Genomic DNA, 24,567 nt, shown 5'->3' on the forward strand with positions numbered 1-24,567 from the left:
CAGATGTACACTGAGCCGGTGGCCCCTTTCGTCGATCGTCGCCAGGCTGAGCTCAGCGCCCTCGCCGGGCTGGCGGGGACCGAGCTCCGCCGGGCGACCACCGGTGTCGCCAAGGTACATGCGTCCATTGCCGACGGCGTGTTCGGCGGGTTGCGTATAGCGTTCGGACGTCGAGCCGACCCCGTCCGCATGGTCCACAACGCGTTCGCACTCGCGGCCTACAGCACCGCCGGAGGGTCCGCCGATCTCGTCGGGAAACTGGCCGGTATCGTCGCAGAGGTTCCGACGGCCGGACGCGCCCCCTCCGAGACCTCCGGTGGAGCCGTCGCCCTCGGCATCCTCAACGGCTTGATCGGCGACGAATTGTCCGAGGAAGCTTCACCATTGGCAGCCGGGATGACGATTCGTGTCGATGGCCGGGAGATCCCGCCGACCGCCGAAGCACTGCGGGCCGCGTTTCCCACTGCCGGTGGACACCTCACGGTGTTCCTCCACGGCCTGATGGAATCCGAATACGCCTGGGAGATCGGCGGCGGTCCCACCTACGGCCGACGATTGAGCGACGACATCGGCAGCACCGAGATCCGAATCCGCTACAACTCGGGTCGCCACGTGAGCGACAACGGCCGTCTGCTCGCCGATGTCCTGTGGGCCCTCGTTCTGCTGTGGCCGGTACCGGTGACCGATCTGTCGCTGATCGGTCATTCCATGGGCGGGCTCATCATCCGGAGCGCCTGCGAGCGAGCCACCCGAGAAGATCTGTATTGGGCAGCCCTGCTGAGGCATACGGTGTATCTCGGTACGCCGCATCTCGGCGCGCCGATGGCGAGGGGCGTGCATGCGGCCACCGCGGCCCTCGGCGGATTGCCCGTGACGAATCCGTTCGGCAATCTGCTCCGTAGGCGTAGCGCGGGGGTCCGCGACCTCTTTCACGGAACGCTCACCGAGGAGGGGTGGCGCGACGTCGAGCGCGATGTGCTCCGGCAGCCGCTGCCCGGTGACGCGCCTCTACTGCCGAACGTCCGCCATCTGTTCGCGACCGCGTCGGTGACCCGGAGCGCCGATCACCCGCTGGGCCGACTGTTCGGCGATGGACTGGTCCTCGCCGGCAGCGGACGCGGACAGAGCCGTTACCGCACAATCGGTTTGCGATCATCGGACGGCTTCCATATCGGGAGCGCGCATCATTTCACGCTGTTGAACCACGACGGCATCTATGCGTGGCTTCGTTCCGAACTGCGCCCGCGACGTGCCCTCGAGAGCCGTTCCGACGCATTCCGAATCAATGTCCGGTGAAGGCTTCGACCAGCCACCAGGCCCCGCCGTCGGACGCGATCTTCGCATCGATGACGAGTACGCCCGAGGGTGAATCGAGCCACGTGACAACGTCTGCCATGTCGGCGCGGCTTCTGACCGTCACGGCGGAGGCGCCGAATCCGCGGGCAACTGCGGCGATGTCGGTCTCCGGGAAGGTCACCGCACCGAGGTCGACGTCGGGGCCGAAGTGGTGCACTTCGGCCCCGTAGGCGGCGTCGTCGTACACGGCGATCAGCATCGGTCGACCGAGCCGGACAGCGGTCTCCAGCTCCGCGATGCCCATCAGGAATCCGCCATCGCCTGCCGCAACCACAGCGAGCCGGTCCGGCCGTGCGAGCATGGCGCCGATCCCGCTGGACAGGCCGAGCCCGATGGACTGGAAGGCCTGGGTGAACACGAAACCGTTCTCGTCGGGGACCTGTAGGTAGGCACTGGGATAACCCATGAAGTTGCCGGAGTCGACCGCGACGACGCGCTCGAACGGCAGCGCGCGATCGAGTAGGTCGCTGAACACCCGCGGATCGATGTGGTCGGCCGTCGAGAGATCCGGTGTTGTCACGTCGTTCCAGCGGCGGGCGGTCGCCAGGCGTCCTGCGACCTCCACAGTCCGGTATCCGGTGCGCTCCTGCACCACCGTGTCGAGCAGATCATCGGCGGTCGCGCCGCAATCCCCGTGGATTCCCATGGTGATCGGACGATGCGTTCCCAGCGCGCTCTGATCGTCGTCGACCTGGACGACGGCCGTCCCGGCGCCGATGAGTGTTCCGTGCCGCATCGTCCACATGTTGAGTGCGCAGCCCCACCCCACGATCAGATCCGCGGAACGGATCAGCTCGGCGGTGAGTGGCGTGGAGAAGCCGCCGGAGATGCCGAGATCGAAATCGTCGCCACGGAACAAACCGTTGGCGACGGCGGAGGTCGCGACGAGTGCACCGGTACGCGCCGCGAGCTCGGCGATCCGGGCTCCGGCAGCACGGCCCCCACGCCCGGCCACGAACACCGGCCGCTCCGCCGCCTCGATCGCCTCCCGCAGTGCCGCAACGGAATCCGCGGACGGCCGAACCGGATCAGAAGTGCCTACGATGGCGACGGCATCCGGCGCGTCGAGCTCGGCGGCCTGGATGTCGAGTGGAAGACTCAGGACGACGGTACGCCTGCCCTGTACGGCAGTGCGATAAGCCCGTGTCACGTCGGCCACCGCAGAACCTGGTCCGTGGACACGGTCGGCGACGGCACCGACACTACGCACCAGAGCGTCCTGATCGATGGTGAAGTTCGAGAGCACCGCACCCGCCGCCGTGTCCGCGGCGAGCACCAGCATCGGGGTGCGGCTCTTGGCCGCCTCGGCGATGCCGGTCATCGCGTTCGTCAGGCCACAGCCCTGGTGCACCGACACCAGCGCCGGGACGTCGGCAACGCGGCCGTACCCGTCGGCCATCGACGCGGCGCCGCCTTCATGACGCGTGGCCACGAACGGCACACCGCGTTCCCGAAGGGCATTGGTCAGGACGAAGTTGCCGCTACCGACCACCCCGAAGCAGGTCCCGACGCCCAGGTCGGCGAGGGTCTGGGCGACGACGTCCGCCACGCACACCATGGTGTCGACCGATCAGGCCGGGACGAGGGCGAGAACCCTTGCCGGCGAGCCGGTTCCGCCCACGATCGGCAATGGTGAGACGACCAGCATCGCGCCGGAACGAGGAACGGCACCGAGATTCTGGAGCTGCGTCAGTCCGTACTTGTCAGCGCCGAGCAGGTGGTGATGGGCCGGGAAGATCGGGTCCATCGCCGCGGCCTGTCCGGCGTCGATGCCCACGGTCTCCACGCCGTATCCGGTGATGGGCGACGAGGCCAGCCACTGCGCGGCCGCCACCGAGACACCCGGGCTGTGCGGGCCGTCGTCGTCGGCGTTGAGAAACCCGTCGGCGTCGGTGTTGAACCGACTCCATCCGGTTCGGAACAGGAGCCAGGCACCGTCCGGCAGCGGTCCGTTCTCGGCCACGTGGGCGTCGAGATGCTCTGGCTCCAAGAGGAAGTCCGGATCGGCGGTCACCTCGTCGGTGAAGTCGAGGAGCACGGCCGGGCCCACGAGACGACCCGGTGGGATCTGGTCCACGGAGCTACCGTCGCGGCCGGTCGCCCAGTGGCTGGGAGCATCGACATGGGTACCCGTGTGTTCACCGGTGTGAATGTTGTGCCAGCCCCAGAACGGTCCGTTGTCGTCGAAGTTGCTCACGGTCTCCAGGGACATCGAGATCGTGTTGGCGAAGGGCGGCGGCAGCTGCAGGACCGGCGTGGTCGGGCTCAGCGGCGCGGTGAGGTCGACGACCGACACAGAGCCGTCGGCGAGGGAGCTGAGAAGTGTGTCGATGGCGGTCATCGGAGATCCTCCGGGAGTTCGTGTGGTCTCAGTGGTCGGTGTCCACGGCGCTGTCGGTGTCCACGGCGATCCGGACCAGGACCTGGCCCTCGTCGTCGCGTCGACTGATCGCGTGTCCCGTGCGGGTCACGCCGTCGGTCACCATGGTGACGCGGCCTCCCGCACCGGTGAAGTTGCGCCACCAGCTCTTCTTGTCCGGCATCGCCACCCCGACGACGATGTGGTCGCCGTCGCGGCGGTAGCCCACCGGGAGCTCGAAGGTCTTGCCCGATGTGCGCCCGGTGTACCGGAGGACCATCATCGACCGGCCCAGGAGCGAGCTGAGACCCGGGAGCCGCAGCACCGGGGTCACGAGCTTGTTGACGATCGATGCTGTCTGCTGAAACCGGTTCACAGAGATCCCCTCGAGCGACGATGGCAGGTGTGGCCCAATCTAGTCTTCTCAGAGCCGGTCGGGCTCACTACCCTCGACATCGTGGTGGAGACTGTCGATGCTGTCGTCGTCGGCGCCGGTGTCATCGGCCTTGCCGTGGCCCGCGACCTGGCGCGCACCGGTCATGAGGTGCTCGTGCTCGAGTCCGAGAATGCCGTTGGCACGCAGACGAGTTCCCGCAATTCCGAGGTCATCCACGCCGGCATCTACTATCCGACGGGCAGTCGCAAGGCGACCGCCTGCGTCAGCGGACGAGAGCTCCTCTACCGATACTGCGCCGACCGTGGGGTGCCGCATCGCCGTCTGGGCAAGATCATCGTCGCAACGGCAACTGACCAGATCGGTCGCCTCGACGAGATCGCGGCGCATGCGGCGGCCAACGGTGTCACGGATCTGCAGAAGCTCGATGCGTCGGGGCTGCACGCACTCGAGCCGCACCTCGCAGGCGTCGCAGGGCTGTTGTCGCCGTCGACAGGCATCGTCGACAGCCACGCCCTGATGCGGTCGCTGCGGGCCGACGCGGAGGCGGCCGGAGCAGGCGTCGCGCTCGGCAGCCGCGTGGTCGCGGGGTCGGTTCGGGAAGGTTCGCCGATGACACTCGAGGTCGCCGATGCCGGGTCTCTCCGGTGCCGGGCGCTGGTCAACTGTGCGGGTCTCGGAGCATGGGACCTCGCCGGATCGCTCGACGGGTTCCCGACCGACCGGATCCCGGCACGCCGGCTGGCGAAGGGGAATTACTACGCGCTGTCCACGGGCTCGGCCCCCTTCCGGCGACTCGTCTACCCGGTGCCCGCAGATGGCGGACTCGGGGTTCACCTGACCCTGGATATGGCAGGTGCAGCGCGCTTCGGCCCGGACGTCGAGTGGACCGACCGCGTGGACTATCGGGTCGATCCCGACCGCGCCGACCGGTTCTACGCCGAGATCCGTCGGTACTGGCCCGGGCTCCGCGACGACGCGCTGGTGCCCGCGTACGCGGGCATTCGGCCGAAGCTGAGCGGTCCCGGCGAGCCCGCCGCCGATTTCCTCCTGCAGGGCCCGGCCGAGCACGGGATGCCCGGGTTGGTCAACATGTTCGGCATCGAGTCGCCGGGTCTGACGTCCTGCCTTGCCCTGGCCAGTGCTGTTTGCGAGACGCTGGGAGACGACACTCTAGGCTGAGGGCATCCGGCCCCTCCGGGCGGCGACGATCAAGACAGGAGCGATATGAAACTCGGTCTACAGCTGGGATATTGGGGTGCGCAGCCGGCAAAGAACCACGCCGAACTGGTGACTGCCGCGGAAGCTGCCGGCTTCGACAGCGTGTTCACCGCCGAGGCCTGGGGGTCGGATGCCTACACGCCGCTGGCCTGGTGGGGCTCGGCGACCGAACGCGTACGCCTCGGCACATCGGTGCTCCAGCTGTCCGCGCGGACGCCAACGGCCTGCGCGATGGCGGCCCTGACCCTCGATCACCTCTCCGGTGGGCGGCACATCGTCGGCCTCGGTGTCTCCGGCCCACAGGTCGTCGAGGGGTGGTACGGGCAGCGATTCGCCAAGCCGCTGGCCCGGACGCGCGAGTACATCGACATCATGCGACAGGTATGGGCCCGCGAGGCGCCCGTGACCAGCGCTGGACCGCACTATCCGTTGCCGCTCACCGGCGATGACACCACCGGACTCGGCAAGCCGCTCAAGCCGATCACGCACCCGCTACGCGCCGACATCCCGGTGATGCTCGGTGCCGAGGGGCCGAAGAACATCGCGCTGGCCGCCGAGATCGCCGACGGCTGGTTGCCGCTCTTCTACACGCCGCGCCTCGCCGACACCTACAACGAATGGCTCGACGAGGGCTTCGCACGAGAAGGGGCACGTCGGAGCCGCGACGATTTCGAGATCTGCGCGACCGCCCAGATCGTGATCACCGACGACCGGTCTGCCAGCTACGAGGCGATCAAGCCGTTCCTGGCGCTCTACATGGGCGGCATGGGTAGCGAGGACACCAACTTCCACGCCGAGGTGTACCGCCGAATGGGGTATGCCGAGGTGGTCGACGAGGTCACCGCCCTGTTCCGCGCCGGACGCAAGGATGAGGCGGCCCGCATCATCCCGGACGAGGTGGTGGAGGATTCCGCGATCGTCGGCGACATCGCGCACGTCCGCGAGCAGGTCGCCCGCTGGGAGGCCGCCGGGGTGACGACGATGCTGGTGTCGCCCGGCAGTGTCGCCGAGGTCGAACAACTCGCGACCCTGAGCTGACGGCGGAGCACCGCATCATGTCGACCCTCGAAACGAGCAGCCGGACTCACGGCCTCGTCCGTATCACGATCGCCTACGTGGTGGCTGTCGCCGTCGCGGCGGTGTGGCTGATCTGGGGCCCCGCCACATCGGCGCTGTGGCTGGACACGCTGATCGCCGACCTCCTCGCGACGCTGGTGATCTTCGGGTTCAGTCGCCATTACCAGAACTCGAGTTTCTACGACGCCTACTGGAGTGTCATACCCCCGTTGATGCTGGTCTTCTGGTGGTGGCGAGGCGATCTCGGCATCGATGATCCCCGATCGTGGATGGTGACGATGGTGGTGCTGGTGTGGGCGATCCGGCTGACGGCCAACTGGGTGAGCACGTTTCCGGGTCTCCATCACGAGGACTGGCGTTACGGCCTGATCCGCGAGAACGCGGGACGCTGGTCGTGGCCGGCGGACCTGTTCGCGATCCACGTCATCCCCACCCTTCAGGTGTTCGTCGGCATGCTCCCGGTGTACGTGGCGGTCACCCGCCCCTCCGACGGCCCGTTCTGGCTCGTCGTCGTGGCGTTCGTGGTCGGCCTCGGCGCCGTTCTGCTCGAATCCGTCGCCGATCGGCAACTGCGGGTGTTCGCCGACCGCCGACACCCTGGTGAGGTCATGGACCGCGGCGTGTGGGGCTGGTCCCGGCATCCGAACTACTTCGGCGAGTTCTCGTTCTGGTTCGCGCTGGCACTGTTCGGTGTCGCCGCAGCACCGGCCGACGCATGGTGGCTGTTCGCCGGGGCGGTGGTCATGTTGGCGCTGTTCGAGGGAGCGAGTATCCCGATGATGGAGAAGCGCAGCCTCGAGCGTCGTCCCGGATACCAGACGGTCATCGATCGGGTGCCACGGTTCGTGCCCCGACCGCCGCGGTCGGCGTCACATGGCTGACGGCTCCACTGCCCGGCGGATCGTCGTCGCCGGGCTCGGTGACACCGGCATCCTCACCGCGATCCATCTGGCTCGCCACCACGACGTCGTCGGGATCTCGGTGAAACCAGGTCTCGTCAGCGGTCAGGAGGTCGGCAGCCGGATCGCCCGGCCGGACACCTGGCGCCGGGATTACTGGATCCCGTTCGGCAGATTCCGCGGGCTCGACGGTGTGCGCGTCGTCCACGGCACCCTCACCGGGCTCGACACGGCCGCACGCACCGTCGCCGTACGTCGTGCCGACGGTGACGCGGTTGTCGAGAGCTATGACGCCCTTGTCATCTCGACCGGGGTGCGCAACGGATTCTGGCGACAGCCGACGCTGCAGTCTGCTGAGCAGGTCGACGCAGACCTTGCGTCCACGCACGAGCGGCTGTCGTCTGCGTCGTCGGTGGCGGTGATCGGTGGCGGAGCCGCCGCAGTCAGTGCGGCAGCCAACGTCGCGGGCGTATGGCCGGGAAAAACGATTGATCTGTATTTTCCCGGCGATCGTGCACTCCCCCAGCATCATCCACGCGTCTGGCGTCACGTGCGTCGTCGGCTCGATCGACTCGGGGTGGCGGTGCACCCCGGGCACCGCGCGACAATCCCCGGCGGAGAAGCCATCGATCGGATCACCGCTGAACCGGTGAGCTGGTCAACCGGACAGCAGTCGACGCGCGCCGATGCGGTGATCTGGGCGATCGGAGCTGTCCGGCCCAACACCGAATGGCTCCCCGACGACCTCCTCGACGATCACGGCTTCGTTCGGGTCGATGCGGATCTCCGGGTCACCGGCCAGGACGGGGTGTTCGCCGTCGGGGACGTCGCCGCCACCGACCCGCTACGCAACTCCGCACGCAACCGCGCCGACCGGCTGGTGGCGCACAACGTGATGGCCTCGCTCGCGGGGCGACAGCTGCGCAGCTACCGGCCGCGGAGTCGACGCTGGGGATCGGTCCTCGGTGTCCAACCCGACGGACTCGAGGTCTTCGCGCCCAATGGCCGCCCCTTCCGGTTCCCGGCGTGGTCGATCGACTCGGTGCTCCAGCCGTGGATCGTTCGACGCGGGATCTATCGGGGGATCCGCGACTGATCCCACGCACGTGGCGCGGCGACCAGATCTGCGACATCGGACTGGTCCGCGTCATCGTGCGGACTCAGCGGCGCACCTCGGACGCATCGTCGCCGAAACGTTTCCGCAGTTCGGCCGCGCGCATTCTTCATCACGAGGTCTGGATCTGTCGCAACGATTCCAGCCAGGTGTGCACGAGCGGTACCACGCTGGCCCCCTCGCCGCTGGCCGCGGCCACCCGCTTCATCGATCCCGCCCTGATGTCACCGGCGGCGAACAGGCCGGGTTCGCTGGTGGCGAGGTTGGCCGGTGGCACGTCGCCGGTCCATCGATCGTGCGACACATCCCGACCGGTCAGGACGAAGCCATCGTCGTCGCGCTCCACGTGGTCGGGCAGCCAGTCGCAATGCGGCGACGCGCCCAGAAGCAGGAACAGGCCGGCGGCCGCACATCGCTCCTGAGCTCCGGTTGATCTGTTGCGCAACGTGATCCATTCCAGATGGCCGGCACCCCCGCCGTCGACGACCTCACTGGAGCCGCGCACCGTGATCCGCGGGTTGAAGGCGATCTCGCCGACCAGATACTGCGACATCGTCGAGGTGAGATCCGGTCGTCGGACCACGATCGTGACCGACCGTGCGTATCTGGCGAGATGGATTGCTGCCTGGCCCGCCGAGTTGCCGCCGCCGACCACGAACACATCGTGTCCGTCCATCTCCCGGGCCGCGCTCATCGCCGCGCCGTAATGGACGCCGAGGCCGACGAGATCCTCGAGATCGGCGATGCCGAGGCGGCGGTAGGCGACACCGGTGCTGATCAGGACGGAGCGGGCACAGACCTCGCCGCCCTGGGTCCGCAGGCGGTAGGGCGCCGCCGAGTCCTCGACGACGAGACTCTCCACCGGCCACCCCGTGAAGAACCGCGCACCGAAGCGAACGGCCTGGGTGCGCGCCCGTTGGGCGAGTCGCATGCCCGAGATACCTCTGGGGAAGCCGAGGTAGTTGCGGATCATCGAACTCGTGCCCGCCTGTCCGCCGACGGCCTCCGACTCGATGACGACGGTGCTCAGTCCCTCCGACGCCGCGTACACAGCGGCTGCGAGGCCGGCCGGTCCCGCCCCCACCACCGCGAGGTCGACAATGGTCTCGAGCTCGATGTCGGAGGGTCGGCCGTAGAGCATCTCCGCGACGTCACGCACCGAGGCCGGCGCGATGACCGTGTCGGCGGTCCCTCGGAGCGAATGCACGAGCGGGGTGGGTACCGGCGTGTGGGCCCCGCCCGGCGCGTCTGCCACCTCGACGACGGTGCCGTCGGCGGGGATCCGGTTGCTCTCGGCTGGAAACGGGTTGCCGTCGGCGGGAAACGGGTTGCCGTCGGCGGGGATCCGGTTGCCGTCGGCGGACCAGAGGGCGACGGCGGATCGTCCCGCGGAGCTGTCGGGAGAATATGTCCGGTACGGCATGCCCATCCGCTCGAGGAAGTCCCGGATCGACATGGTCAGTGGCGTGAGCGCGGGGCTGATGATGCGTAGCACCTCGACCTCCGGCGCCGCGACGGTCGCGCCCCAGTCCGAGAGCAGCTCGGTGATCGCATAGTGGAACTCCTCGTCGCGCGGTCCGCGCGGGATGAGGAGGAACGTGTCGAACTTGCCCTTCTGCAGGGCAGGCCGCAGCGTCTCACTGTGCTGTAGGAACCGACTCCAGTGGATGCCGACAACACGCCGGGCGGTCGGAACGATACTGCGGAACGCCGAGAGCGCCTCGAGGAGATTCATGTCGGAGAGTTCGGATTCGGTGACGATCAGAGCCACCTGATGACCCTCACTGCGGAGCCGGCCGAGCAGCGCAATCGCCTCGATCGCCGAACTCGCGCAGGTGATGTCGTAGTCACGCCGGTATCGCTCGAACTCGGACATGAGGGTGTCGGCATGATCGGCGGACACCACGACGACGACGGGACGCGGCCCCGCTTCGGCGGACGGAGTTGTCATGGGGCCAGTCTTCCATCAGATCTCGCACAGGTCTGTGCTCGGCGACGACACCGTGGCTCTCTCGGCCCTGTCCACCTCGGGTGACCCTGTCGGGCTCGGGGCGGCACGGGCGGGGCATCCACCGACTTCCACACATCCGTGCCTAGTCCGCATGACGCGTCTCCGTATCGATCACCACGGTCCGGGTGGCCAGTGCGCGATCATGCACGGTGAACACCCGCGTGCCCGGCTTTCGTCCGATCCTGACCTCGCTCGTCGGCACTCCGAGATCGCCGAGGCGACGGTGTGTCACCGCGGCATCTCGCGATCGCCAGGCGACACCCCACAGGGCGCAGGGCTGTGGGTCACCGGTCGCCGACGTGCGGCCGGTCACCACCTCCACCACGAGATCCGCTGCCCGGAAGAACAGTTGGCGTGCGCCCTTGCCGATCTCGCGATCGAGCCGGAAGTCGAGGTCCAGGCAGGCCCCGAAGATCGCCAGCGCGTGATCCCGGCATGGCGCGGTGAAGACGAGATGATCGATGGCCTCGACGTCGACGTCGCCGATCTCGATGAGACCGGTGTGGTCGGTGACGCCGACCGGCTCGTCGTGCGGCAGTCCACGACGATCGAGCAGCCTCCTGGCCGAGACGCTGTCGGTGACGCCGAACGACACCTGGTGGGTGCCGGCCGGATCATCGTCATGCACATCCCCCTCGGTGGCCCGTGCGTCCTCGGCGTTCGGGTTCACCGGATGCCACCGCACCGACCCGTTGCCCACAGATACCGACGTCGCCACCACGCTGTCCAGCAGGCGCGCATATGCATCGGCAGTGGCCACCGTGTCGACGGTGGCCAGGTCGATCATCGCGCCGGCCGGCACGAGACCGGTCATCGCGGTGACCGGCTCGTGATATGCCATGCGCCGCAGACACATTCATAACAACGCAGCGTGACGTCGGGAGGGATCCGGTGGCGAATCCGCGCAATGCTGTCGCGTGCGGGCATCTCCGCGGCAAACGCGTCTTTCTCCGGGGTCGGGCACGCGGGCACACCACGCCGGTCGACACCGATTCGTCGGCGGCGCCGGGGAGGTGACGCGGCGGTGCGCGCCTCGATGTCCCGATAGAAAGCGTCGAGGTCATCGTCGGAGAACGGCACCAGCCCAGTTTAGAACTTCGCGGTCGGCCCCAGGGGTGCGGCAGGGGCACCTGCGCGGTCTGCGACTTGGTAGGCGGCACCGGCGCCCTCGCGGCGCTTCATCGCCTGCAGCGCGGCGTGGTGGCGGCGCGCGTGGTAGGCCAACGGGAAGTAGGTGAGCCGCTCGGGAAGGACCCGATACGACAACCGGATGGCCGAGTGGATCCGCTCCAATTCACGCTGCTCGTCGGCGCTCCACGACAAGCCGAGGATCTCGCGCACGCGAGGCTCCATGACGCCGACGGTGGTCAGGTAGTTCAGCTTCTGGACCGGTACGGCGGCGACCCGCGCGACCGTGTTGGCCAGCCGGAGCACGGCAGGCGGGACCGCACCGTCGAGTCTCGGCGCCGCCTTCATCTGGGCGATCAGGTCGAGGGCCACCGGATGCGCGATCAAGGTGTTCTCGACCATGTCGTCGTAATACGGCCCGAACTCCTCGATCGATTCGGGATAGCCGCGCATCGGTACCTGCACGATCTTCGCGATCCGCCGGTTGTCCCGGAAGACCTCGTCGCGCTCCGCCGCAGTGAACTCCCGCCCGAGGATCAGTGGCGCGGCGCTGCACGAGGTGGGAAAGGCGGTCGCGATGACCCACTGGTAGGCCTCGGGATTCAGGGCACTGATGTGATCGCCCTGCGCATTCCGCATCTGGAGCGGTTGGTGCATCCGCCGCAGTCGCTTGCCCTCTTCGATCGCCTCGGTGCCACCGTAGACCCAGCGCAGCACGGAGTCGATCGAGCGGACGGCCCGGCCGAGCGGATCCGTCCGGAACACCGAGTACTCCCCGACGATGTCACCGATGGTCGGGTGCATCACCTGCATCACGAAGGCCGCGCCGTTCACCGGCAGGAAGGTGAACCGCCCGGTGAGCTCGGCGGTCAGCGAGTCCGGCGGGACGAGCTCGATCTCGTCGTCGGCGTGCGAGATCACCGCATCAGCGGACTCGGTCGGGGACGGCTGTGTGATCGTCATGTCGGACCTCCACGCATTCAGACGACAGGCATTCTGAGGACTGCTGTTGTCAGATTAGCGTCCGAGAGGTCAGGAGTCGAGCGTCTTGTCGAGCTTTTCCGTCCGGCACGCGGGCCGATGGCAGGTTCAGCGGGCCATCCACAGTCGGCTGCGGATCACGCTGCGCATCCTGCCCAACTCCGAATGCGTCAGCGAGGGAGGCGGATCTGACGCGACGATCCGATCGACCTCGCTGAAGAAGTCTCGATCGGTCAGGCCGAACCGCTCGGTGATCACACGCGACGAACCACCGCCGAGTTGGTACCAATCCGTTTCGAACGCCAGCATCTGCTGCTGCTTGTTGTCCATTTTCATCACACCCCGTGATTTGTCTTCCGGACACTGCCACCCGCGGCGACCTGCGCCGCCGACTCGACGCGGTCGCCCGACAGAGATGACCCCATTGTGCGCCGGGTCACCGACCAGTGTCACCACATGAGCAGACGTCGACATGACCTGAAATCGAATGCTCCCCGACCTCGGGATGACCAACTCGTTGCCCGCTGCGATGCCGCGGCGTCAGGCTTCGGTCTCGTAGCGGGGTACCACGGCGAAGACCTCCAGGTCGCGAGGCACGCCCTTCGCCTTGAACCTGCGCCTGCGCCGGTGGTACTTCTCGGCGTCCGCGGATGCGAGGGTGGCGTCGCTGACCAGGAGTTCGCCGGGGCCGGCGGCGTCGGCCACCCGCGCCGCGATGTTGACGTCCACGCCGAGGAAGTCGTCGCCGACGGCGCGCGGTGTCCCGGTGTGCAGGCCCGCCCGCAACTGTGGACGATAACCGTCGATGGTCAATGCGCTCACCGCGCAGATGGCCTCGTAACCGGCCTCGATGGCCTCGGTCCCGTCGAGGAAGACCGCCATCGAACCGTCGCCCAGTTGTTTGACGACGCTGCCGGCACGAGCGGTGATCACGGATTCGGTCACGTCGTTCACCTGGGCGAGCAGTCGCAGGACCTGGTCGTCGCCGGCATCGAGAGCCCACGTGGAGAACCCGACCAGGTCGGTGAACAGGATCGTGGCCGGCACCGGGTCGTCGTCGCGGAAAGTGCGGCGCGAGACGAGCGCCTGCCACACCTGGACCGCGCCGAGGCCCAGTTCCCGCAGCACACTGGGGCGGTCCGGACGGGATTCACCGATCAGGCGGGCGACACGATCCGACGCGCGGCCGCCAAGTGGCGCGGACCGGGTGTCCGGGATGAGGCTGCGTGCGGCTCGAGCGGCACGCACCGCTCCGGCGTTCGCATCGGATCTCGCGAGAGCGTCGGCGGCCCGCCGGGTCGGGCGCGCGACCGCGGGTCGATCGTCCTGCTGCTCCCCCGATGCCACCGCGTCTCCGTCCGTACCGGTCACGAGGGCAAGTCTAGCCGGGTACCCGACGGTCATCGCGGATGCGGACGTCCCGGCCGGCGCGTGACGCCATCACGGTCGATTCAATGCGCGACCCGGGTCTGCGCCCGGTGTTCCCTGCGGCGTCGATCACGGCGGTTGGCCCCGATACTGCTGGCCAGCGCCGCACCGATGAACGCGACGCCCACCAGGCCGGTGATGACCTCGTTGATGTGGATGTGCACGCTCAGCAGCAGGATCACCGCGAGCGCGCCGATCGCCCAGTGTGCCCCGTGCTCGAGGTAGCGGTACTGACCGAGCGTGCCCTGACGGACCAGATAGATCGTGATGGACCTGACGAACATGGCACCGATGAAACCGAGTCCGAGGGCGATGATGATCGGGTCGGGCGTGATCGCGAAGGCACCGATCACCCCGTCGAAGGAGAACGACGCATCGAGCACCTCGAGATAGAGGAACAGGAAGAAACCCGCCTTGCCGACGGCCACGGTCACCGGGCTCGGTCGTCGCACCGAGCCCGCCTCGGCCATGGTGGCCTCCGCGGACGGCAGGTGATCGTCGCTGCCCGGTTGTTCACTCTGGAACAGCGAACTCAGGCCGTCGACGAGAATGTAGGTGATCATGCCCAGCAGCCCGGAGATGAGCACAGTGGACCGACCGTCGTCGGGCACCAGGTACTCCCCGACGACGACGAGCGTTATGGCGGCGAGAACGATCGACAGCTGATCGAGCCGGCCCAGCCGGCCCAACGGCTTCTCGATCCACGACAACCAGGTGATGTCGCGATTGCTCAGGACGAAATTCAGGAACAGCAGCAGGAGGAACATGCCTCCGAAGGCCGCGATCTGGGGATGCGCCTCGAGCAGGATCGTCTCGTAACTCGGGCTGCCGTCGGGGAAATACCCGGCGTCATCTGCAGGCGGGTTCATGGCCAGGCGAAGGGCCTCGACGGGATTGAGGCCACCGGTGATCCACACGATCGCCAACGGGAACAACAGTCGCATCCCGAAGACCGCGATGATCACCCCGACGGTCAGGAACATCTGTTGCCAGAACCGGCTCATCCGCTCGAGCACGGTCGCGTTGATGACCGCGTTGTCGAAGGAGAGCGACACCTCGAGGATGCCGAGGATCGCGCACAGCGCCAGACCGGTCCAACCCTGATAGAGGAACGCGACCAGCAGCGCCGCGAGGGTGACCAGAGCGGACAGTCCGAAGGTCCGGAGGATCACCGTAGTCGCTCGGCTTCACGAGCCAGTGACAGCAGATCGTCGCCGAGTGAGTGGAGAGTGGCCACGTCCGCCCGTTCGGAGACCGCGGTGACCAGATCCTCGGCGGCGCATCGGAGCGCGAACATCCGGTCGCCGAAGGCGTCGGCCTCCGCGGCCGTCAGAATCACCGCGTCGACGGGAATAGAAGTGCCCTGCGTGAGCGCTCTCTGTTCGTAGGCGCGTTGGCGGCAGGACTGCTTGCAGTATTTGCGTCGCCGGCCGTGATCCGAGTCGACCATGCTCCGCCCACACCATGCGCACGAGTACGGGCGTCGGCGAGGGTCGTCCACGGCTATGACCGTACCTGGGGCCACAGGAGGTCGCCCCTCGTGGCTCGCCCGGCGAGCCGCGATTGACGCGTAGAATGAATCTGTTCAGTGCCGAGGTGCCGCACGCACTCCCGGTGCCCGATAGCGATGGGCCCGCTTGAACGTGCCGGCGCCCGACGAAATGTTTGAGAGGAATTGTCCATGGCAGATCGAGTACTTCGGGGTAGCCGCCTCGGTGCGGTGAGCTACGAGACCGATCGCGATCACGACCTCGCACCACGACGGATCGTCCAGTACCGCACCGACAACGGCGAGATCTTCGACGTTCCGTTCGCCGACGACGCCGAGGTGCCGTCGAAGTGGCCGTGCAAGAACGGCATGGAGGGCACTCTGCTCGAGGGCGCCGAGCCCGAGGAGAAGAAGACCAAGCCGCCGCGCACCCACTGGGACATGCTGCTCGAACGCCGCTCCGAGGAGGAGCTCGAGGTGCTCCTGAACGAGCGTCTCGACCTGCTCAAGCAGCGCCGCAAGGGCGTCACGAACTGATTGCTGTCGACAACGGCCGGATGAGACCTCGTCTCGTCCGGCCGTTTGGCGTCTGCGAGGGTTGCACGGTATGGGGGATGCCCCGACGTCAGTTCTTACGGAGTCCGAACCGTTCCATCCGACTCTCGAGTCCCCATCGCGCCACCATCAGGAACGCCTCGGTCATCACGCCGCCGCTCATCTTGGATTCGCCGACCTCGCGTTCGGTGAAGGTGATCGGGACCTCACGGACGTCGAACCCGGCCCGGACTGCCCGCCACGCCAAGTCGATCTGGAAGCAGTAGCCGGCCGATTCGACCGACCCGAGATCGATCTTCTCCAGGACGGTTCGTCGATACGCGCGGAACCCGGCGGTGATGTCGTGCACCTTCGCGCCGAGCGCGAGTCGTGCATACGTGTTGGCCCCACGGGACAGGAACTCCCGACGTTTCGGCCAGTTCACCAGCTTCCCGCCGGACACGTAGCGTGACCCGATCACCAGGTCGGCACCGGCATTGACCGCCTCGAGCAATCGTCCGAGCTGCTCGGGCGCGTGACTGCCGTCCGCATCCATCTCGATGATGACCGCGTACTCGCGGGCGAGCCCCCAGGCGAATCCGGCCAGATAGGCCTTGCCCAGACCGTCCTTGTCCGTGCGGTGCAGGACGTGGACGCGCTGGGCCGGGTCCTGCGCGGCGATACTGTCCGCCACGTCGCCGGTGCCGTCCGGGCTGGAGTCGTCGACGACGAGGACATGCGTCCCCGGAAGGGCCGCTTGCAGGCGGGTGACGATCGTGGGCAGGTTCTCGCGCTCGTTGAACGTCGGGATCACGACCAGGGCGCGCTCCCCCTGTGCTCCGACGACTGCCTGCAGTTCGTCGTGCGGGTCGCTGCTCGCCGGCTGATTGTTCCCCGGTTGCTCATTCCCGGGTGTCGGACTACCCAATGCCACCGAGCTCCTTCGCTTGATCGTCGGGCCCCGCGTGATCCTTTGCCACTCCCTGGCCGACGGGCTCTGCCAGGTCCGCGGAGGCGCGGTCTGTGACTCGGCGATGTGGGCTGCGTTGCCTGAGTGAGAACCTAGTATGCCGTCCCACCGCGAACAAAAGCCCCACCGCCGCGATGATCATCGCCACGGTCTGCGGCCAGCTTCCCAGCCGGGTCGCCAGCGTGGTGTCGCTGCGCAAGGGCAACCGGCTCGACAGCACTGCAGGGGTGAAGATGCCGCTCTGAGCGGTGATCATCCCGTCGGGATCGATGATCGCGCTGACACCGCTGGTGGCGGCGACCACAACGGCGCGTCCGTGTTCGACTGCTCGCACCTGTGACATCGCGAGCTGCTGATAGCTCATCTCGGTACGACCGAACGTCGCGTTGTTCGTCGGCACATAGAGAATCTGGGCGCCATCGTCCACTGCCGCGCGGGCCGATCTGTCGAAGGCCACCTCCCAGCACGTCGACACACCGACCTGCACGGATCCCGACCGGCCGGGCACCGTCAGCGTCGACGGTCCGGAGCCGGGCCGGAAATTGCCTGCCATGTCCGCATACGACGAGAACTTCCGGAAGAATCCGCGCCACGGCAGATACTCGCCGAACGGCTGGATGATGTGCTTGTCGTAGCGATCGACGGGGCCGCGTTCCTGATCCCAGACCAGAACCGTGTTGGTCGGCCGACCGTCGGGATTCATCACGAGGGTGCCCACCAGGATCGGCGCGCCGACCGAGACTGACGCCGCGGTGATCTCCTGCGCGGCGTCCGGGTTGGTGAGCGGCGAGATGTCCGACGCGTTCTCCGGCCACGCCACGAAGTCGGGTTGCACGGCGTTGCCGCTGCGAACGGCATCGGCGAGTCGTTCGGTCTGCCGGACGTGATTGTCGAGGACTGCGCGGCGCTGTGCGTTGAATTCCAGTCCGAGCCGGGGCACATTGCCCTGGACCGCCGACACCTGCGCCGACGACGACGCGACGTTGCGGTCGACGGTGCCTGGGGTCAGCGCGATGGCGGAGACCGGGCCGATCAGGGCCAGCACCACAGCCAGTGCGGCTCCGCGGACCACCGATCGACCGTGGTGCTCGCCGTCGCGGACGGCACGGAAGACGATCTGGCACAACCAGGCGATCGACGCGCCCAGGAGCGCCACCGCCGCCGAGAGCCCGGGCGCGCCCAACACCGACGCCATGGGCAGCAACGGTCCGTCGACCTGGCTGAATGCCGCCCTCCCCCAGGGAAACCCGCCGAACGGGAAGGCTGATCGCAAACCCTCGACCGCCACCCAGGACAGGGTGAACCAGACGGGTGGGACCGGCAGCCGCATGGTGAGCACCGCGATCACCCCGAACAGCGCGAGATACACCGACAGCACCGCGGCGAGCGCCAGCCACGGCAGCGGCCCGACGTAGACACCGATCCATGGGAGCAGCGGCACGAAGAACGCCAGCCCGAAGACGAAGCCGAGCCACGCCCCGGTGCGAACCCGTGGGCGACCGGCACCCAGCAGAATCGCCATCAGGCCGAGGCCGACGACCGCGAGGAACCAGAGGTTGCGGGGCGGGAAGGCCGCCCACATCGCGATGCCCGCGACCACGGCGACGATCGTCTGGGCCACCAGGACGGTCCACGCGGACCGAGGCGAACTCACGCGGGGCCGCCGTCGAGCGCCCCGCTGTCGAACAGGACGGTGTCGCGGTGGACGGTACGGACGCATCTGGGCAGTCGTGCCCCCGGGGTGATGTCCGGGAGGGCCGGTACCCGCGACCGAGGGTCGGTGGACCAGCGCTGCACCCCGGCGTGGGATCCGGCGACCACGAGATCGTCGATGTCCCAGACCGCGTAGCTCGCGGGAGCGCCGGGGACGAGGGTTCCGGTGAGCCCGTCGTTGACGCCGGCGGCCCGCCAGCCGCCGCGCGTGGACGCGGCGAAGGCGCCGCGGGCGGAGATCGCGTTGCGCGGTTGGTGGTGATGCACGGCCGCCCGGATCGACGACCATGGATCGATCGGTGTCACCGGCGCATCGGACGAGAAGGCCAGGATCACCCCCTCGCGGGCATGTCCGGCGAAGTTGTTCAACCCGGCGGTGCGCGCGACTCCGAGACGTTGCTCGTAGAGGTCACCCGGACCGCCCCACTCCGCGTCGAAAAGCGGCTGCATGCTCGCGACGACACCGCAGCGTGCCAAGGTCACGGCCTGCTCGGTCGACACCATCTCCGCGTGTTCGAGTCGATGGGCGCACCGGGCCAGGGCCGGTGTGCCGAGTTCGGCGGCGAGTTCCTGGAACGCGGCTACCACCGAAGCGGTTGCCGCGTCGCCGATCACATGGAATCCGGCCTGGATCCCGACCTCGGTACAAGCCCGGATGTGGTCGCGGATGGTCTCGTAGTCGAGGTAGCTTATGCCGGTGTGACCGGGATGGTCGGTGTACGGCTCGGTCAGCCAGGCGGTGTGCGAGCCGATCGCCCCGTCGATGAAGAGATCGCCGGCCAGGGCGTCGGCGTGGCTGATCGCCAGGAGTTCACGCGCATGCTCGGCGCTCTGCACGGCCTGACCCCAGTAGCGACGCACCTCGACCGGGTGATCGAGGTCGGCGAGGGCGAGGAAGTCGTCCAGACCGCTGATGTCCGGGCCGCCGTTCTCGTGGACGGCGATCACGCCATGTGCGGCCGCGGTGTCGAGGGCGCGGCGCTGCGCGCGGGTGCGCTGTGCCGCGGTCACGAGTTGGCGGGCCGCCCCGCGCACTAGGTGATGCGCCTCCGCGACCAACGGTTCATCGGGGTGGTGACCGACGGCGGCTTCGAGGTCGGGCACCAGACGCCGCAGCGCGGTCGACGCGACGGCGGAATGCTCGTCGATACGGGCCAGGTAGACCGGCAGATTGCCGACCACCGCGTCGATCTCCGCAGTTGTCGGGAACCGGCGGTCATCGGGATCGACGCCCTGCCAGCCGGAGTCGTCCCAGCCGAGACCCCAGATCAGCTCACCCTCGTCGGTGACGGAAGCGAACGCGGCCACTCGGCGCAGACAATCCGACCGGTCCGTGGCCTCGTTGAGGGTGAGCCCTGCGAGTCCCAGGCCGGTAGAGGTGAGATGGACGTGCGAGTCGACGAATCCCGGTCCGACGAAGCGGCCCTGCAGGTCGGTGACCCGGGCATCCGGGTGCAGCGCCCGGCCGACGTCGTCGCTGCCCACCCAGACGATGGTGCCGTCGGTCACGGCCATGGCGGTGGCATCCGGGGCGGCCGGTGAATAGACGACGCCGCCGACTAGCAGTTCCGTGGTCACGATGGTCCAGTGTGCCCTGACGAGCGGGCGCTCGGACTATCGCCCCCGAGGCAACCCGCGATCTGCAGGCCCGGGTGTCGGATCGACGACGGACCCGTCGACATCGACCACCGTGCCGTCGACGACGGTGCCGCGGCCGACGTACATGCCGCTGGCATAGATGCCTGCGCGGTCCATGGTCGCGGCGAACCGGCGCGCACCGGCGGCGGCGACCACCGGACGCATCATCCGACGCACCGGCGGCGCCAGCAGCACCAGGCCGACGACCGTGGACACGATCCCGGGGATGACGAGCAGAAGACTCGACGCGGCGAGAAGTGCGGTGTCGGTGAGCGGACCGCGCGGGTCGACTTCGTTGCGCGAGGCACGTCGGAGCTCGGCGAAGACCTTGCGACCCTGTTGCTGGAGCAGCACGAATCCCGCCACCACCGCGGCGAGGGTGATCAACACCGCCCAGCCGAATCCGAGGAAGTGCGCCATCGCGACGAAAGCACCGATCTCGACCGCAAAGTAGGCGATAAGGTAGATCATCCGCATGAGGATCTCCGCCTTTCCGAGACCTCGTCCACCGGCCGAGCTGGTCGGTGTCGCCCTGGTCTCTGCCCAGTCCAACGATCGAGCGTGCCGGTTTTCTCCCGAATCCGCAGGATTTCTTTCCGACCACACGGTCGCCGTGATCACATCACTCGGCGCGCCCCTCGATATCTCCTTCGGCCTGCAGATAGACCTGCCGCAGCCGGTCGAGCATGTCGGCCGGCGGTTCCTCCCACATCTCCCGATCGACCGCCTCGAGCAGGCGCTCGGCGATGCCGTGCAACGCCCACGGATTCGACTGCTGCATGAATCGCTGATTGTCCTCGTCGAGGACGTAGGACTCGGTGAGCTTCTCGTACATCCAGTCGGCCACCACGTTGGTCGTCGCGTCGTAACCGAACAGATAGTCGACGGTGGCCGCCATCTCGAATGCGCCCTTGTAACCGTGCCGCTGCATGGCGGAGATCCAGCGCGGATTGACCACGCGCGCCCGGAACACACGGCTGGTCTCCTCCGACAAGGTGCGGGTACGCACCGAGTCCGGTCGGGTGCTGTCACCGATGTAGGCATCCGGCGACGACCCCGTCAGGGCACGCACGGTCGCCACCATGCCGCCGTGGTACTGGAAGTAGTCGTCCGAATCGGCGATGTCGTGCTCACGGGTGTCGGTGTTCTTCGCCGCGACGGCGATGCGTCGGTAGGCCGTCCGCATATCGTCGACCGCCGGGATGCCGCCGAGGTCGCGGCCGTACGCATAGCCGCCCCATTCGGTGTAGACCTGCGCCAGATCGGCGTCGCTGCGCCACTCGCGCGAGTCGATCAGTTGCAACAGCCCGGCCCCGTAGGTGCCCGGCTTGGAACCGAAGATCCGCGTCGACGCGCGGCGACGATCACCGTGATCGGCCATCGCGGAACGCACATGGGCGGCGACGTAATTCTGGTCGTCGGGCTCGTCGGCCGCGGCGGCCAGCGCGACGGCATCGTCCAGCATCGTCACCACGTGCGGGAACGCATCGCGGAAGAACCCGGAGATGCGCACCGTGACGTCGATGCGCGGGCGTCCGAGCTCGGCGAGGTCGATCAACTCCAGATCGACGACCCGTCGGGACGCCTCGTCCCACACCGGCATCACGCCGAGAAGCGCGAGGACCTCGGCGATGTCATCGCCGGAGGTGCGCATCGCGCTGGTTCCCCACACCGACAGGCCGACCGACGCCGGATGGCGGCCGTGCTCGCCGACATACCTTTCCACCAGCGAATCGGCCAGGGCGCGACCGGTTTCCCAGGCAAGACGCGACGGGACCGCCTTGGGATCCACGGAGTAGAAGTTTCGTCCGGTCGGCAGCACGTTGATCAGCCCGCGCAGGGGCGACCCACTGGGGCCGGCCTCGATGAATCCGCCGTCGAGAGCGTGCAGGATCTGGTCGATCTCGCGGCCGGTCTGCCGCAGGCGCGGCACCACCTCGCGCGCCGCGAACCCGAGGACGTCGGCCACGGCGGGCGGATGGCCGACGGCCGTCGCGGCGACGGCCTCGGGGGTCCAGCCCTCCTTTGCGCAGGCGGCGACGAGCTCGCGGGCAGTGGTCTCCACGTCATCGACCGAGATGCGGGCCGCACTGCCGTCCTCGATGAGACCGAGAGCCTCGCGCAGGCCCGGCAGCGCCTGCGTGCCGCCCCACAGCTGACGTGCTCGCAGCATCGCCAGGACGAGGTCGATCTCGCTCTCGTCTTCTGGTGCCTGGCCGAGGACGTGGAGTCCGTCCCGGATCTGGACGTCCTTGATCTCGCACAGCCAGCCGTCGACGTGTAGCAGCATGTCGTCGAAGACGTCCTCGTCGGGACGTTCGGACAGACCGAGGTCGTGGTCCATCTTGGCGGCGGTCAGCAAAGTCCAGATCTGCTGACGGATCGCGGGCAGCTTGGCCGGGTCGAGGGCGGAGATGTTGGCGTGTTCGTCGAGCAGCTGCTCGAGCCGGGCGATGTCGCCATAGGACTCGGCGCGCGCCATCGGCGGGATGAGATGGTCGACGAGCACCGCGTGGGCACGTCGTTTGGCCTGCGTGCCCTCTCCCGGATCGTTCACCAGGAACGGGTAGATCAACGGGACGTCGCCGAGGGCGGCGTCGGTACCGCATGCGGCCGACATGCCGAGGGTCTTGCCCGGCAGCCACTCGAGGTTGCCGTGTTTGCCGACATGCACGATCGCATCGGCGCCGAACCCGTCGATGTCGGCGGCACCGTCACCGCGACCGGTCAGCCAGCGATAGGACGCCAGATAATGGTGCGACGGAGGGAGATCGGGATCGTGGTAGATCGCCACCGGGTTCTCGCCGAACCCGCGCGGCGGCTGCACCATGAGGGTGATGTTGCCGAAGCGCATGGCGGACACCACTATCTCGCCGTCGGGGCGCGACGACCTGTCGACGAACAGGTCACCCGGCGCGGGCCCCCAATGTTCTTCCACGGAGCTCCGGAGATCGTCCGGCAGGGTGGTGAACCATCGGCGGTAGTCCTCGGCGGCGACGCGGATCGGGCTGGCCGCCAGTGTGTCCTCGGTCAGCCAGTCCGGGTCCTGCCCACCCGTCTCGACGATGGCGTGGATGAGGGCATCGGAATCGTCCTCGGCCAGTCCGGGTATCGCGTCCGGGCCGGCATCGGGTCCGATGTCGTAGCCGGCCGCCCGCAACGCGACGAGGAGGTGGAGCAGACTTCGCGGGGTGTCGAGCCCGACGGCGTTGCCGATCCGAGCGTGTTTGGTCGGGTACGCCGACAGCATCAGTGCGACACGACGATCCGCCGGAGGTGTACGCCGTAATCGCGCGTGTGCCACCGCGATCCCGGCCACCCGGGCGCAGCGTTCCGGATCCGGCTGGTACCAAGGCAGGCCGTTCTCGTCGAACTCCTTGAACGAGAACGGCACCGTGATGATGCGCCCGTCGAACTCGGGGACGGCCACCTGCGTCGCCACGTCCAGGGGCGAGAGTCCGTCGTCGGTGGCCGCCCAGTCGGCGCGGGAACCGGTGAGACACAAGCCCTGCAGGATCGGGACGTCGAGCGCCGCGAGACGTTCGATGTTCCACGCGTCGTCGTCGCCGCCTGCCGAGGCGGTCGCCGGCGTCGCGCCGCCGGCGGCCAGGACGGTCACCACCAGCGCGTCAGTGGTACCCAGGAGTTCGATGAGATCGTCGGGCGCGGTACGCAGCGACGCGCAGTAGATCGGCAGGGCGCGCCCGCCGCGTTCTTCGATCGCCGCGCAGAGCGCTTCGATGTAGCGGGTGTTGCCGGCCAGGTGCTGCGCGCGGTAATAGAGGACGGCGATGGTGGGCGCCGAGGTGGCGGCGACCCGTGCCGGGCGATCGAGCACACCCCAGGCAGGGGTCTGCTGCGGCGGATCGAAGCCGTGACCGGTGAGCAGGACCGTGTCGGACAGGAAGTTGTAGAGATTGACGAGGTTCTCCACGCCGCCCGCCGCGAGATAGTTGTGCGCCTCGGCGACGACACCGGCCGGCACGGTCGAATGCGCCATCAGGTCCGGGTCGGGCTGCTGCTCGCCGGAACAGACCACCAGCGGTTTGCCGGTCGCCGCCACCGCGGCGAGCCCGTCCTCCCAGGCGCGCGTGCCACCCAGGATGCGCACGACGACGATGTCGGCGGCTGCGGCCAGCGATCCGATGTCGTCGACGAGGATGCGCGACGGGTTGGCGCCGGAGAACTCCGCGTCGGAGGCCGCTGCCGTGATGAGGTCGGTGTCTGAAGTCGAGAGCAGCAGGATCATGGTTCT

At 68.1% G+C, this 24,567-nt stretch carries 22 protein-coding genes; 6 read left to right on the top strand and 16 right to left on the bottom strand.

All coding sequences use genetic code 11. The features are described from left to right. The first annotated feature begins 18 nt into the window (after positions 1 to 18). Positions 19 to 1,296 (top strand): esterase/lipase family protein, encoded by a 1,278-nt coding sequence (locus tag ACPXCG_RS21950; protein WP_425794381.1) that lies wholly within the window; start codon positions 19 to 21, stop codon positions 1,294 to 1,296. Here the strand turns inward: ACPXCG_RS21950 and ACPXCG_RS21955 are convergent. From ACPXCG_RS21955 to ACPXCG_RS21965, 3 genes are read right to left on the bottom strand one after another with little or no spacing between them, the layout of a single operon-like run. Then, positions 1,283 to 2,905 (bottom strand): thiamine pyrophosphate-binding protein, encoded by a 1,623-nt coding sequence (locus ACPXCG_RS21955; RefSeq protein WP_425794382.1) that lies wholly within the window; start codon positions 2,903 to 2,905, stop codon positions 1,283 to 1,285. The two genes, ACPXCG_RS21950 and ACPXCG_RS21955, sit on opposite strands and share 14 nt — an antisense overlap. Before the next feature lie 21 nt (positions 2,906 to 2,926). Further along, positions 2,927 to 3,697: a cyclase family protein gene (locus ACPXCG_RS21960; RefSeq protein ID WP_425794383.1), complete on the bottom strand. Its 771-nt coding sequence runs from the start codon at positions 3,695 to 3,697 to the stop codon at positions 2,927 to 2,929. A 28-nt stretch (positions 3,698 to 3,725) separates the two neighbouring features. Continuing rightward, complete coding sequence (locus tag ACPXCG_RS21965; RefSeq protein ID WP_425794384.1) at positions 3,726 to 4,091, bottom strand: nitroreductase/quinone reductase family protein; 366 nt, start codon at positions 4,089 to 4,091, stop codon at positions 3,726 to 3,728. An 81-nt stretch (positions 4,092 to 4,172) separates the two neighbouring features. Here ACPXCG_RS21965 and ACPXCG_RS21970 point away from each other — a divergent pair, with 81 nt between their 5' ends. From ACPXCG_RS21970 to ACPXCG_RS21985, 4 genes are read left to right on the top strand one after another with little or no spacing between them, the layout of a single operon-like run. Continuing rightward, positions 4,173 to 5,291 carry an NAD(P)/FAD-dependent oxidoreductase gene (locus ACPXCG_RS21970; RefSeq protein ID WP_425794386.1) on the top strand — a complete coding sequence of 373 codons (1,119 nt, stop codon included), beginning with the start codon at positions 4,173 to 4,175 and terminating at the stop codon, positions 5,289 to 5,291. 45 nt (positions 5,292 to 5,336) lie between these two features. Further along, positions 5,337 to 6,368: an LLM class F420-dependent oxidoreductase gene (locus tag ACPXCG_RS21975; RefSeq protein ID WP_425794388.1), complete on the top strand. Its 1,032-nt coding sequence runs from the start codon at positions 5,337 to 5,339 to the stop codon at positions 6,366 to 6,368. Positions 6,369 to 6,385: 17 nt separating this feature from the next. Further along, the gene (locus tag ACPXCG_RS21980; protein WP_425794390.1) at positions 6,386 to 7,288 is read left to right on the top strand and encodes a DUF1295 domain-containing protein; all 903 of its coding nucleotides are present in this window, start codon (positions 6,386 to 6,388) and stop codon (positions 7,286 to 7,288) included. Continuing rightward, positions 7,281 to 8,402 carry an FAD-dependent oxidoreductase gene (locus ACPXCG_RS21985; RefSeq protein ID WP_425794391.1) on the top strand — a complete coding sequence of 374 codons (1,122 nt, stop codon included), beginning with the start codon at positions 7,281 to 7,283 and terminating at the stop codon, positions 8,400 to 8,402. Before ACPXCG_RS21980 ends, ACPXCG_RS21985 begins: the two co-directional genes overlap by 8 nt. Positions 8,403 to 8,532: 130 nt before the next feature. On the opposite strand, the gene ACPXCG_RS21990 is transcribed toward ACPXCG_RS21985, so the two are convergent. From ACPXCG_RS21990 to ACPXCG_RS22025, 8 genes are all read right to left on the bottom strand, one after another. Further along, a complete protein-coding gene (locus ACPXCG_RS21990) occupies positions 8,533 to 10,371 on the bottom strand; it encodes an FAD-dependent oxidoreductase (protein WP_425794393.1) in 1,839 nt (612 codons plus the stop codon). 142 nt (positions 10,372 to 10,513) lie between these two features. Continuing rightward, complete coding sequence (locus ACPXCG_RS21995; protein WP_425794395.1) at positions 10,514 to 11,272, bottom strand: VOC family protein; 759 nt, start codon at positions 11,270 to 11,272, stop codon at positions 10,514 to 10,516. Beyond that, complete coding sequence (locus tag ACPXCG_RS22000; RefSeq protein ID WP_425794396.1) at positions 11,242 to 11,511, bottom strand: hypothetical protein; 270 nt, start codon at positions 11,509 to 11,511, stop codon at positions 11,242 to 11,244. The genes ACPXCG_RS21995 and ACPXCG_RS22000 overlap by 31 nt, the downstream gene beginning before the upstream one ends. A 9-nt stretch (positions 11,512 to 11,520) precedes the next feature. Next, the gene (locus tag ACPXCG_RS22005) at positions 11,521 to 12,522 is read right to left on the bottom strand and encodes an oxygenase MpaB family protein (protein ID WP_425794398.1); all 1,002 of its coding nucleotides are present in this window, start codon (positions 12,520 to 12,522) and stop codon (positions 11,521 to 11,523) included. 126 nt (positions 12,523 to 12,648) lie between these two features. Next, complete coding sequence (locus ACPXCG_RS22010) at positions 12,649 to 12,870, bottom strand: DUF3263 domain-containing protein (protein WP_425794399.1); 222 nt, start codon at positions 12,868 to 12,870, stop codon at positions 12,649 to 12,651. A 210-nt stretch (positions 12,871 to 13,080) separates the two neighbouring features. Next, positions 13,081 to 13,911 (bottom strand): adenylate/guanylate cyclase domain-containing protein, encoded by an 831-nt coding sequence (locus ACPXCG_RS22015; protein ID WP_425794400.1) that lies wholly within the window; start codon positions 13,909 to 13,911, stop codon positions 13,081 to 13,083. An 80-nt stretch (positions 13,912 to 13,991) separates the two neighbouring features. Continuing rightward, a complete protein-coding gene (locus ACPXCG_RS22020) occupies positions 13,992 to 15,140 on the bottom strand; it encodes a DUF475 domain-containing protein (RefSeq protein ID WP_425794402.1) in 1,149 nt (382 codons plus the stop codon). Continuing rightward, the gene (locus tag ACPXCG_RS22025) at positions 15,137 to 15,418 is read right to left on the bottom strand and encodes a hypothetical protein (RefSeq protein WP_425794403.1); all 282 of its coding nucleotides are present in this window, start codon (positions 15,416 to 15,418) and stop codon (positions 15,137 to 15,139) included. Before ACPXCG_RS22025 ends, ACPXCG_RS22020 begins: the two co-directional genes overlap by 4 nt. Positions 15,419 to 15,649: 231 nt before the next feature. On the opposite strand from ACPXCG_RS22025, the gene ACPXCG_RS22030 reads away from it, so the two are divergent. After that, positions 15,650 to 15,994, top strand: coding sequence for an RNA polymerase-binding protein RbpA (locus ACPXCG_RS22030; protein ID WP_124707309.1), 345 nt, complete (start codon positions 15,650 to 15,652; stop codon positions 15,992 to 15,994). A gap of 88 nt (positions 15,995 to 16,082) precedes the next feature. Here ACPXCG_RS22030 and ACPXCG_RS22035 read toward each other — a convergent pair whose 3' ends face one another. The 5 genes from ACPXCG_RS22035 to cobN form a co-directional block, all read right to left on the bottom strand. Beyond that, on the bottom strand, positions 16,083 to 16,847 hold the full coding sequence (locus ACPXCG_RS22035) for a polyprenol monophosphomannose synthase (RefSeq protein ID WP_425794525.1): 765 nt from the start codon (positions 16,845 to 16,847) through the stop codon (positions 16,083 to 16,085). Positions 16,848 to 16,911: 64 nt separating this feature from the next. After that, complete coding sequence (lnt, locus tag ACPXCG_RS22040; RefSeq protein ID WP_425794404.1) at positions 16,912 to 18,615, bottom strand: apolipoprotein N-acyltransferase; 1,704 nt, start codon at positions 18,613 to 18,615, stop codon at positions 16,912 to 16,914. Beyond that, positions 18,612 to 20,252, bottom strand: coding sequence for an amidohydrolase (locus ACPXCG_RS22045; RefSeq protein WP_425794405.1), 1,641 nt, complete (start codon positions 20,250 to 20,252; stop codon positions 18,612 to 18,614). The genes lnt and ACPXCG_RS22045 overlap by 4 nt, the downstream gene beginning before the upstream one ends. Before the next feature lie 36 nt (positions 20,253 to 20,288). Then, on the bottom strand, positions 20,289 to 20,789 hold the full coding sequence (locus tag ACPXCG_RS22050; RefSeq protein WP_425794526.1) for an FxsA family protein: 501 nt from the start codon (positions 20,787 to 20,789) through the stop codon (positions 20,289 to 20,291). Between the two features lie 145 nt (positions 20,790 to 20,934). Continuing rightward, positions 20,935 to 24,561, bottom strand: a complete 3,627-nt coding sequence (cobN, locus tag ACPXCG_RS22055; RefSeq protein WP_425794406.1) for a cobaltochelatase subunit CobN — start codon at positions 24,559 to 24,561, stop codon at positions 20,935 to 20,937. Between the last annotated feature and the right edge of the window lie 6 nt (positions 24,562 to 24,567).

This window comes from Gordonia sp. DT218, assembly GCF_049847105.1.
GTDB lineage: Bacteria > Actinomycetota > Actinomycetes > Mycobacteriales > Mycobacteriaceae > Gordonia.

What these genes read in the sequence shown, in the direction of transcription:
- ACPXCG_RS21980 (WP_425794390.1), top strand. Translation starts at nt 6,386, where the DNA reads ATGTCGACCCTCGAAACGAGCAGCCGGACTCACGGCCTCGTCCGTATC.
- ACPXCG_RS21975 (WP_425794388.1), top strand. Translation starts at nt 5,337, where the DNA reads ATGAAACTCGGTCTACAGCTGGGATATTGGGGTGCGCAGCCGGCAAAG.
- ACPXCG_RS22010 (WP_425794399.1), bottom strand. Translation starts at nt 12,870, where the DNA reads ATGGACAACAAGCAGCAGCAGATGCTGGCGTTCGAAACGGATTGGTAC.
- ACPXCG_RS22025 (WP_425794403.1), bottom strand. Translation starts at nt 15,418, where the DNA reads ATGGTCGACTCGGATCACGGCCGGCGACGCAAATACTGCAAGCAGTCC.
- ACPXCG_RS21985 (WP_425794391.1), top strand. Translation starts at nt 7,281, where the DNA reads ATGGCTGACGGCTCCACTGCCCGGCGGATCGTCGTCGCCGGGCTCGGT.
- ACPXCG_RS21995 (WP_425794395.1), bottom strand. Translation starts at nt 11,272, where the DNA reads ATGGCATATCACGAGCCGGTCACCGCGATGACCGGTCTCGTGCCGGCC.
- ACPXCG_RS21990 (WP_425794393.1), bottom strand. Translation starts at nt 10,371, where the DNA reads ATGACAACTCCGTCCGCCGAAGCGGGGCCGCGTCCCGTCGTCGTCGTG.
- ACPXCG_RS22050 (WP_425794526.1), bottom strand. Translation starts at nt 20,789, where the DNA reads ATGCGGATGATCTACCTTATCGCCTACTTTGCGGTCGAGATCGGTGCT.
- ACPXCG_RS22005 (WP_425794398.1), bottom strand. Translation starts at nt 12,522, where the DNA reads ATGACGATCACACAGCCGTCCCCGACCGAGTCCGCTGATGCGGTGATC.
- ACPXCG_RS21960 (WP_425794383.1), bottom strand. Translation starts at nt 3,697, where the DNA reads ATGACCGCCATCGACACACTTCTCAGCTCCCTCGCCGACGGCTCTGTG.
- ACPXCG_RS22030 (WP_124707309.1), top strand. Translation starts at nt 15,650, where the DNA reads ATGGCAGATCGAGTACTTCGGGGTAGCCGCCTCGGTGCGGTGAGCTAC.
- cobN (WP_425794406.1), bottom strand. Translation starts at nt 24,561, where the DNA reads ATGATCCTGCTGCTCTCGACTTCAGACACCGACCTCATCACGGCAGCG.